Below are 593 nucleotides of genomic sequence, written 5' to 3' on the forward strand. Positions count from 1 at the left end.
GCCCCCTCGTGCAGGGTAGTTGTCACCGTCCTTCGATCTGAAACTATGCAGCGAGGCGGGCAGGACAGGATTACGCGTGGCGTACTCACCGGAACGAAAGGCGGCGGTTCTCGCGAAGATGCTGCCGCCGAACAGCATACCCTTGAACCGGTTGTCGGTTGAGGAAGGGATCTCGCGGGGCACGCTCGCGAAATGGCGCGCGGAGGCGCGGGCGAAGGGCAAGCTGCTGCCCGAGGCCGACGCGAATGTCGAAGGCTGGACGTCGGGCGACAAGCTTGCGGCCGTGATCGAGGCGGCGGCGCTGAACGAGACGGAGCTGGGCGACTATTGCCGCCGCCGGGGAGTATTCCCCGAGCAGATCGCGATCTGGCGGGAAGCCTGCGAGATGGCGAATGACTGGGACCGGGCCGCCTCGGCGCGGATCGCCAGGGAAACGAAGAATGACAGGAAACGGATCCAGCAGCTCGAGCGCGAGCTGAGGCGCAAGGAGAAGGCTCTGGCGGAAGCCGCGGCGCTCCTGGTCCTGAGAAAAAAGGTGGCGGCGATCTGGGGCCCTGCGGACGGAGAGGACGAATGACCTCTGCCTCGGATCG

The 593-nt window shown here is 65.9% G+C and carries 1 protein-coding gene; it reads left to right on the forward strand.

Annotated features, from left to right (window positions below; translation table 11 throughout):
* Nucleotides 1–76: 76 nt before the first annotated feature.
* A complete protein-coding gene (locus tag FGX59_RS37275) occupies nucleotides 77–577 on the forward strand; it encodes a hypothetical protein (RefSeq protein WP_138473510.1) in 501 nt (166 codons plus the stop codon).
* Nucleotides 578–593: the final 16 nt, after the last annotated feature.

The sequence above is a fragment of the Poseidonocella sp. HB161398 genome, assembly GCF_005870025.1.
In the GTDB taxonomy this organism is placed as follows: Bacteria; Pseudomonadota; Alphaproteobacteria; order Rhodobacterales; family Rhodobacteraceae; genus Mangrovicoccus.